The 7,914-nt window shown below is 61.3% G+C and carries 7 protein-coding genes; all 7 read right to left on the minus strand.

Annotation, left to right across the window (positions count from 1 at the left end):
* Window positions 1–234 precede the first annotated feature (234 nt).
* Window positions 235–513: a hypothetical protein gene (locus EGH23_RS25930; RefSeq protein WP_220582877.1), complete on the minus strand. Its 279-nt coding sequence runs from the start codon at window positions 511–513 to the stop codon at window positions 235–237.
* Between the two features lie 180 nt (window positions 514–693).
* The gene (locus EGH23_RS25935) at window positions 694–1,527 is read right to left on the minus strand and encodes a hypothetical protein (RefSeq protein ID WP_220582878.1); all 834 of its coding nucleotides are present in this window, start codon (window positions 1,525–1,527) and stop codon (window positions 694–696) included.
* A 301-nt stretch (window positions 1,528–1,828) separates the two neighbouring features.
* On the minus strand, window positions 1,829–2,833 hold the full coding sequence (locus EGH23_RS25940) for an alcohol dehydrogenase catalytic domain-containing protein (protein ID WP_220582883.1): 1,005 nt from the start codon (window positions 2,831–2,833) through the stop codon (window positions 1,829–1,831).
* A gap of 364 nt (window positions 2,834–3,197) precedes the next feature.
* Window positions 3,198–4,376, minus strand: coding sequence for an inorganic phosphate transporter (locus EGH23_RS25945; protein WP_220582879.1), 1,179 nt, complete (start codon window positions 4,374–4,376; stop codon window positions 3,198–3,200).
* Window positions 4,373–5,170, minus strand: coding sequence for a hypothetical protein (locus EGH23_RS25950; RefSeq protein WP_220582880.1), 798 nt, complete (start codon window positions 5,168–5,170; stop codon window positions 4,373–4,375). The genes EGH23_RS25945 and EGH23_RS25950 overlap by 4 nt, the downstream gene beginning before the upstream one ends.
* A gap of 158 nt (window positions 5,171–5,328) precedes the next feature.
* Window positions 5,329–5,793 (minus strand): SWIM zinc finger family protein, encoded by a 465-nt coding sequence (locus EGH23_RS25955; protein ID WP_220582881.1) that lies wholly within the window; start codon window positions 5,791–5,793, stop codon window positions 5,329–5,331.
* Between the two features lie 164 nt (window positions 5,794–5,957).
* A complete protein-coding gene (locus EGH23_RS25960; RefSeq protein WP_220582882.1) occupies window positions 5,958–6,896 on the minus strand; it encodes a transcription initiation factor IIB in 939 nt (312 codons plus the stop codon).
* Window positions 6,897–7,914 lie beyond the last annotated feature (1,018 nt).

Raw genomic sequence — 7,914 nt, forward strand, 5'->3', positions numbered from 1 at the left:
GAGGCAGTTTGGAAATGCGACTCCTCTCAACACCCTGCTACAGCAGGTGAGATGGGAGTTGTCGGGTCGTGGTGGAGCGACCGACTCCCACGGACGCACCGAGCGTTCGGGTGTTAATTCCAGCCGACCCCTCACGGGGGAGGTCGGGAGGAATTAAATTCGCCTACGGGCGCGGTGCTGACCCAAACCGGTGAAGCCTCGGGGCTTGCCCCGAGGTACTTCACGAGCGGTATTTCACTCGGCCGACCGGGTCTCTTCGAGGACTCCCCAGACTAAGAGAGCGATACCGAAGCAGACGAGAAGCCAGAGGAGCAGTCGAATCCCGAGAAAAATCTGGGTCGACTCGGGGGCCACCCCATACGGACCTGGGTCAAAGCTCCCGGCACCTTCTAGGGACTCCCCTCGCGCGATGTAGAACATAGTGAAAAAGAAGTGCCGTGCCCACGCGTTGAGGATTGCGCCGATGAGACTGAGTCCGGTCAGGATGCTGCCCGCTAAGAGTTTCGTGTTCATGGCGGACTGGGCATACCGAGGAGGGACGGAAAAGCGGTCTGGCTTGGGCAATCACCGAGTGTGAGTGACGACGAGTCAGGAAGATTCCGCGACAGTCCATTCACAGAGATACAAGGAGGAAGCCCACGGCTAAAGTCGTGGGAGGAATCCGACGAACACGTCCCACAGGCCCCTCTTCGGTTACTGTTGATACCTGCCTTTCCCGGTTTGGAGTTCGCCGGTCGCGCTCACCCACCCATCGTGAGAGCCGTTAAACTCGATCTGTTCGACGCGTTGCGTGTACTCGTTGAAGCTGTTGGCAAAAAACCACCCCCACTCGTTGATTCCCCAGAGTTCAACGGCACCGACGCGGACCATTGCCGAGGACTTGGTATTGTAACTCGCGTACATATCTGCCCGAAACGTGGTACAGGTTTGGTACTCGCCGCTCCAGACCGGATTGCACTTGTTCGGACTGTAATCGTACGTGGCCGAAAGGAGACTCGAATTCCCACGCGGATAGCGCGTCTCGATCGTGCCGTTCTGGATGCCGTTTCCGAACGATTCGATGGTGACCTCCGCCATCACCTCATACCGAGTTAGTGCTGGTTCGAGTCTGAGACCGCTCATATCTTCGGGCGCTTCTGCACGTCTGATCGGTTCGGGGCTGGCTAAGGAGCCGTTCTCGTTGACGAGATAGTAGCGCGCTTGTCCGACTATTTCTTCGGCTTCGATCGCCAGCATCGGTCCACGTTGTGTCTCGACGATGCTGGTCGTCCAGTTCGCTTCCGGACCGTCGTAATTCGCGACGCGAACGTCCTCAACGGTTGGAGTCCCGTCGGGATCGACGGGAAGTGGGAGATAGAGCGTCGCATCGGTGAGCGTCGCATTCGTGCTCACTTCAGCGGTGTAATAGTAAGTCGCCGTAGTGTTGTTGTCTTTCTGCAGTTCGAAGAGGGCTGGGATACCGACGGTGGCAGTGACGAGCAAGAGGACGACGAGGATTGCTCCACCGGCGACGAGTCTGCGATTCATGAGCGGTCGTTCGTTTGCATCAAGTAGTATTTTTGCGGCCGATTCACGAGCATGGGCACGGGGGTCCGACGTAAATCAAAATGGCTCTGTTGAAACCCTCAGCCGATGACAATTAGCGTTGGCCGTACTGGATACAGGGTGCGTATGTAGCACGTCACACACCGAGACTCAGGGTCTTTTGATTCGGTCGGTGTAGAAGATGTAGACAATATGTTGTGGAAGCAGTCTCGTATATTCAGACGCTAAACTGCCGGGTTATGAGGGTTCTAAGCGGCCGGCGAAGGACCTCTCGTGGGCGGAATTACGGTTCCAGCACGACCCGGAAGCGGGCCTCGTTCTCGATCATCCGCTCGTAGGCCGTGTCGACCTCGGCCAGCGGGTAGGTCTCTATCTCGGGGGTGACTTCCCGAAGAGCGCTGAACTCCAGGGTGTCCTGGGAGTCCTGTGCGTGTCCGGAGGCCCACCCCTCGACGCCGCCGCGGGCGCCGACGAGTTGCTGGACGTTGACGGCCACCGGTTCGCCGGGGACGCCGACGACGACCACCCGACCGTCGATGCCCAGTCCGCCGACGACGGACTCGATGGCGTCGCTGGCGGGCGCGGTCGCCAGCACCACGTCCGCACCGCCGAGTTCCTGCAACCGTTCAGCGGGGTCGGTCTCGGCGGTGTTCACGAAGTGGTCGGCGCCGAGGTCGCGGGCTAAGTCTTCTTTGTCGGGACTCCGGGAGAGCGCGACCGTCTCGAAGCCAGCGGCGTGGGCGTACTGAACGCCGAGGTGGCCCAGACCGCCGACCCCTTGGACGGCCACGAGGTCGCCGGGGTCTGCGTGGCTGTTCCGGAGCGCGTTGTAGGTCGTCACGCCAGCACACAGCAGCGGCGCGGCGTCGGCGGCGGCAAGGTCCTCGGGGACCCCAGCAACCGCTTCGGTGGGGATAGTGACGTACTCCGCGTAGCCACCATCATACGTGACGCCCGTGATATCACCGTTCTCGCACTGGAGGAAGTTGCCGCGGCGGCAGGGCTCGCAGGTGAAGCAGTGGCCGCCGTGCCAGCCGACACCGACGCGGTCGCCTGTGGTCCATTGCGTCACGTCGTCGCCGACGGCGTCGATACGGCCGGCTATCTCGTGGCCGGGGACCCGCGGGTAGGAGATGCCGGGATAGGTCCCCTCTTTCACGAATGCGTCGCTGTGGCAGATGCCACAGGCCTCAACGGCGACCCGGACCTCGCCCGGCCCGGGGTCGGGGACGTCGCGTTCGACCACTTGGAACTCGCCGTCCGGTTCCTCAACGACGACTGCTTGCATGGTGTCGGACATCATACACTGGTTCGGGTCGAAGCCCGAAAACAAGTGGGGCTATCAATCGCAGAACCGACGAACCCTTCGGAATAACATCAGACGTCGATTCCCGACTTTCGGGAACCGCAGTGTCGAGAGTGCATCAATACCCGTTGCCACCATCTGGTCAGTGCTGTCGCCGATGCCGCCCGACGGATCTTCGTCGTAGCCGGGATGGGTATTGTTGCTCGTGCTGGTCCTGCCATTCGCCGTGTTCGCTGACGAGTCAGATTCGAAGGAGACGAGCTCGTCGGTACCTGACATCCTTCTCGGTGAGGTCAATGGATTCTTGAAAACTCGGACTGCCCACGATAGCGGAGTTCGAACCGGCTCAGAACCCGAATACCGGGACGAAGCGGAACGTGAGATAGGCACCGGCCGTCGCGATGGCCGGGACGACGTTCTGCATTAGGACGACCCGGGCGGTCGTCACGGGGTTGAACAGCGCCCCTGGGCTGGGAATGTCTTCGGCGTCCTCCGTCCCGATGGGAGGAAGTTCCTCGCCTTCCTCGTCAGCCGCCAGCGCGTCGACCGTGACCGGTGGCCCCCCGTCACTGGCGACGACCTCGGGGGCGGTCATTGGTCGGGTTGCCCGGCCCCAGCCCAGCCCGACGATGGACATCGTCGCGATGATGACGAAGCTCGCGGGGATGCCGAGCGCCGAGAGGAAGACGACTAGCGTCGAGGAGACCGACGCGACGACGATGGCCGCAGTCAGGGGAAGCTCGGTGATATCGCTGCCCATCGTCTCCAGCGTCCGCCGAGCGATGGTGAACGCGCCGATGGTAACGGCGAACCCACCGAAGATGATGGCCGGGTTCATTTCCAGTTCGCCGCTGCCGACCAGCGGTGCGACGGCGTTGGCGATGTTCGAGGTGCCCGAGGCGAAGGCCATCAGACAACCGATCGCGACGACGGTAATCGTCCCGACCAACTCCCGGCGGTTGGTCGTTCGGTGGACCCGCGGGATGGGAACGAGGCCGGACCGGTCGACGTCGAGCAGCGGCCCCGTACTGCGCTCCATCGCGACCAGCTCGTTCAGTCGCGCGTAGAAGTATCGGCCGATAATCAGCGAGACCCAGAAGCCGATGATGGGCGAGACGACCCACCAGATGACGATTTGCCCCATCACGGCGAAATCCAGTACGCCCCCGGCCAGTCCGAGGCCGGCGATGGCACCCACGGCAGTCATCGAGGTCGAGGCCGGCACGCCGAAGACGTTCCCGACCAGCAGTGCGACTCCGATGAAAAACAGCACCGCGATGGACGATTCGAGCGTGAAGATCCCGGTGTCGACGACCAGTTCACTGCCGAGTTTCGTCACGACGTTCCGGCCGAGCGTCCAGGCACCGATGAAGAAGAACACGCCCATCAGCGCCGCGGCGACGGGTTTGGAGATGGCGTCGGCACCGACGGCCGGCCCGAATGCCGGTCCGGTGGTCGACCCACCGATGTTGTAGGCGACGAACATCGCGACGAGGACGCCAGCGATGAGGAGGAGGCTGCTCATCGAGCCTCGGCCTCTGCGTCCTCGGTACCCTCGTCCGCTTCCTCGTCTGCGTCTTCGGCCGCTATCTGTTCTTCGAGAGTCTTTTCGACTGTCTCTCCGACTTTCTCTTCGACCGTCTTCTCGACCGTCTCCTCTACCGTCTCTTCGACTGTCTCACCGACCGTCTCCTCTACCGTCTCTTCGACTGTCTCACCGACCGTCTCCTCTACCGTCTCTTCGACTGTCTCTTCGACTGTCTCATCGACCGTCTTTTCGACGGTCTCGCCGACTTTTTCCTCGACTGTCTCGCCGACTTTTTCCTCGACTGTCTTCTCGACCGTCTCTTCTACCGTCTCGCCGACCGTTTCGTCAACCGTCTTCTCGACGGTTTCTCCAACTTTCTCTTCGACGGTGTCGTCGACTGTCTTTTCGACGGTTTCACCGACCGTCTTCTCCACCGTCTCGCCGACCGTCTCCTCGACGGTCTCGCTAACCGTCTCGTCGACAGTCTTCTCCACCGTCTCACTAACGGTTTCGTCGACAGTCTTCTCGACAGTCTCGCCAACCTTCTCTTCGACTGTCTCGCCGACCGTCTCGTCGACTGTCTCCTCGACGGTCTCCTTGACCGCTGTCGTCATCCAGTTCGGGTCGAATCGAGCCATCTTCCAGACGACGTGGAGGACGTACGAGAGTAACACTCCGAACCCGAATGCCAGTCCGATGGCGTTTCCGGCGACGACGATCAGCCCGACCGAGACTGCGATCAGCAGCCCGTAAGTCAGGTCGACGATTGAGTCGACGCGGCTCGGGTTCACGACCCACCTGTGCCGAAGGCAATCTCCTCGGGGAAAACGAGTCGAGACTCAATAACTGTGAAAAAACACATAGTAGTTCTCCGCCCTGCACACGCAAGTAGCTTGGCAAACGCACTTTGCCAGTAGAGAACGATGCCACGCCGTTTACCGTAGGCAACTCAGTCGAGATCGACGCGACCGGCTTTGTAACACTCCCAGCACGGAAACGCTGGACGACAGTCGTCACACTCCTCGACAGTCTCGTCTGCTGTCGCGCTCTTTGCACCCGAACCTACCGTCTCCTCGCTCGATACCTCGTCGCCCGCTCCCGGTTGGGGTTGTCCCCCGTCGCTTACGATAAGTGGCTCGCCCGCTCGCTGACACGCCAGTGCGTCGAGTAGTGGCCGCCGAATTGCAACGGCTACCCGGTGTTTACAGGCCCCATCGAAGCGAGCGTCCGCTGGACAGGTGCAGGCAACGGGTACGCCGTCTTCGACGGTGACGGTGTATTCGTGATCCTTGGGATTGGCATGGCTCTCGTTTCGAACGAGAACCTCATCACTACACAGCGAGATATCGAGGGCTTCGTATTGTGCACGCTTTGCGACTCGTTTACTGAACTGAAGTTTGGCTAACGGATGCATTGGTCTCGGGCACCCACAGACGAGCGCCCGCACCCGTCAGGGCGCGAGAAAAATTGGATGCGAAGCGGGAAAGGTGATGAGCAAGCGAACGACGAGTTAACGACGAAGACCACCGCATTCAGACTCGCTATCGAGCGGTCAGTAGCACTCCATGTGATTGCTAGCTACTTGGGACTCTCCACCAGCCCTCGAACGGTTTCCCGGTTGTTCCGCACCGTCAGCGCACTCACCCCGGCCGCGTCCGCGAGGGTACGTTGCATCACGGAATGTCCGTATTCGTCAGCGACAACCCCGAGACAGGTCGCGGCAAAACCAGCAGGATGTCTCCCCGCGCTCGTTCCGGTGGTGTGGGCGCGTTCGGCGAGCATCGTTGCATCGTAGATAACTTCCGGTGGCAAATCGAGTTCGCTCGCCAGTTTCCGAACGAACGCGCTCGGCGACTGCGGGGGAACGGGTAACGCGAGGGCTTCGTTGAGCGTTCGATAGCCGTTGAGCACTCGGGATTGCTCGACCTGTGCGCTCTCGGCGACCTCCTCCATAGTTCGCGTGATACCGTTTACCCGACAGACAGCGTAGACGCAGCCTGCGGCGATTCCTTCGATGGAGCGCCCCACGAGCAGCTCGTCTGATTGGGCCGTTCTGAACAGCGAAGATGCCTGTTCTCGCAGTGAGTACGGCAGGTCCAGCGCGCCGGTCAGTCTGGCGATCGAGCCGAGTCCGTCTGCCAGGTTTCGCTCGGCCTTCGACCGCCAGCGCCCTCTGGTGTGCTCGCGTCGGAGTCGGCGAAGTTGTCGTCGCTTCCGCGCTGAGAGCCTGTTCCCCTTCCCGTCGGTATCCCAGCCGATCTCCGTCGAGAGCCCGCGGTCGTGACGCGTCGTGGTCAGCGGTGCGCCAGTGCGTTCGGTCGACGTTTCGTCTTCCGGGAAGCTCCGTGGTTCGGCGGCGTGGTCGACGTAATAACAATCGACGATGAGCCCACATGCCACGCAACTCGTCTCGCCGCCGTCCGTTTCGAGGCTTCCGTCGCATTCGGGACACGCCCCAGTGAGTGTTCGACCGCTCTCTTCGTCGAATCCGCTCTCGTAGATGTCTCTCGTGTGCATTCGAACTCACGCGAGGCCGCTTGGCCCCGCGCCCGTCAGGGGCCAAAAAACAGGTGATAGTGCCCTTCACTACCTCAAGCTGGGTACTGGTACTCCCTCTGGCGTCATACGTCCCGAATACATCTCGCCCAGAGACGACGATACGGCTTTGTTGATACCCTCAGCGGAAGACATATCGTGACTCAGCGCGGTCAATACAGATGACTCACATCCCAAGCAATTCATCGTGAATTACAGCCAGTCGGTATTGACATCCTCCCCGCCCTAAAGCGAGGATTCCTTCGTGGGGCGTCGGGCCGTTCCGTTGGCCCCTGAAGGCAACTTCCTCTCCCCGCGTGGAGAGTACCGGGTTCGTGCGCTACAGGTCGGCCCTCGAAACGAGGGGCAGGCGTATTCGCACGTCCGAGGTGGACGCGGTATCCGCTTGTGCCGTACCCGATACCGCCTGAACCGAGGCGTCCGAATACCGGGCAACCGCCCACGGTTGGAACGTGAGCGGACACGGGTCGTGCCATCGACCATACTCCGCCGACGAGGGCGGAGTGCAACCGCGAACGGGGCGTGTTTTGGTATGCTGTCGCCCCCTCGTGTGCGCGGTCGTTGCCGACCGTCTCCAGTGACGGGTAGGGGTACCGTGAGGACGGCGAACGAGTCCGAACCACGTACTCCCCACTGGATTTGCCGGTGGTGGGCGTGGAACCGTCCGTATCAGCGGGAAGCGGCCCCGATTCTTCCGATTGAAAGTTTACGCGAGTTGTCTTACCGCACGGTACGACGCCGGGCTACCTGTGAAGTACCTCGGGGGCAAGCCCCGAGGCGTCACCGTTTTGTCCATGTCGTCCAGAAACGGACGAATGGACGCAGGCGAATTTAATTCCCCTCGCCCTTCTCCTCTCGAAGTCGGCTGGAATTAACACCCGAACACCCTGGTGGTGTCCGTGAGGGTCGGGGCCTCCACCAGCCCCCGACAACTCCCGTCTCACGCCCAATGGGCGGTTTTGAGAGGAGTCGCATTTCC

It is taken from the genome of Haloarcula nitratireducens (assembly GCF_019599505.1).

What these genes read in the sequence shown, in the direction of transcription:
- EGH23_RS25940 (WP_220582883.1), bottom strand. Translation starts at nt 2,833, where the DNA reads ATGCAAGCAGTCGTCGTTGAGGAACCGGACGGCGAGTTCCAAGTGGTC.
- EGH23_RS25960 (WP_220582882.1), bottom strand. Translation starts at nt 6,896, where the DNA reads ATGCACACGAGAGACATCTACGAGAGCGGATTCGACGAAGAGAGCGGT.
- EGH23_RS25955 (WP_220582881.1), bottom strand. Translation starts at nt 5,793, where the DNA reads ATGCATCCGTTAGCCAAACTTCAGTTCAGTAAACGAGTCGCAAAGCGT.
- EGH23_RS25930 (WP_220582877.1), bottom strand. Translation starts at nt 513, where the DNA reads ATGAACACGAAACTCTTAGCGGGCAGCATCCTGACCGGACTCAGTCTC.
- EGH23_RS25935 (WP_220582878.1), bottom strand. Translation starts at nt 1,527, where the DNA reads ATGAATCGCAGACTCGTCGCCGGTGGAGCAATCCTCGTCGTCCTCTTG.
- EGH23_RS25945 (WP_220582879.1), bottom strand. Translation starts at nt 4,376, where the DNA reads ATGAGCAGCCTCCTCCTCATCGCTGGCGTCCTCGTCGCGATGTTCGTC.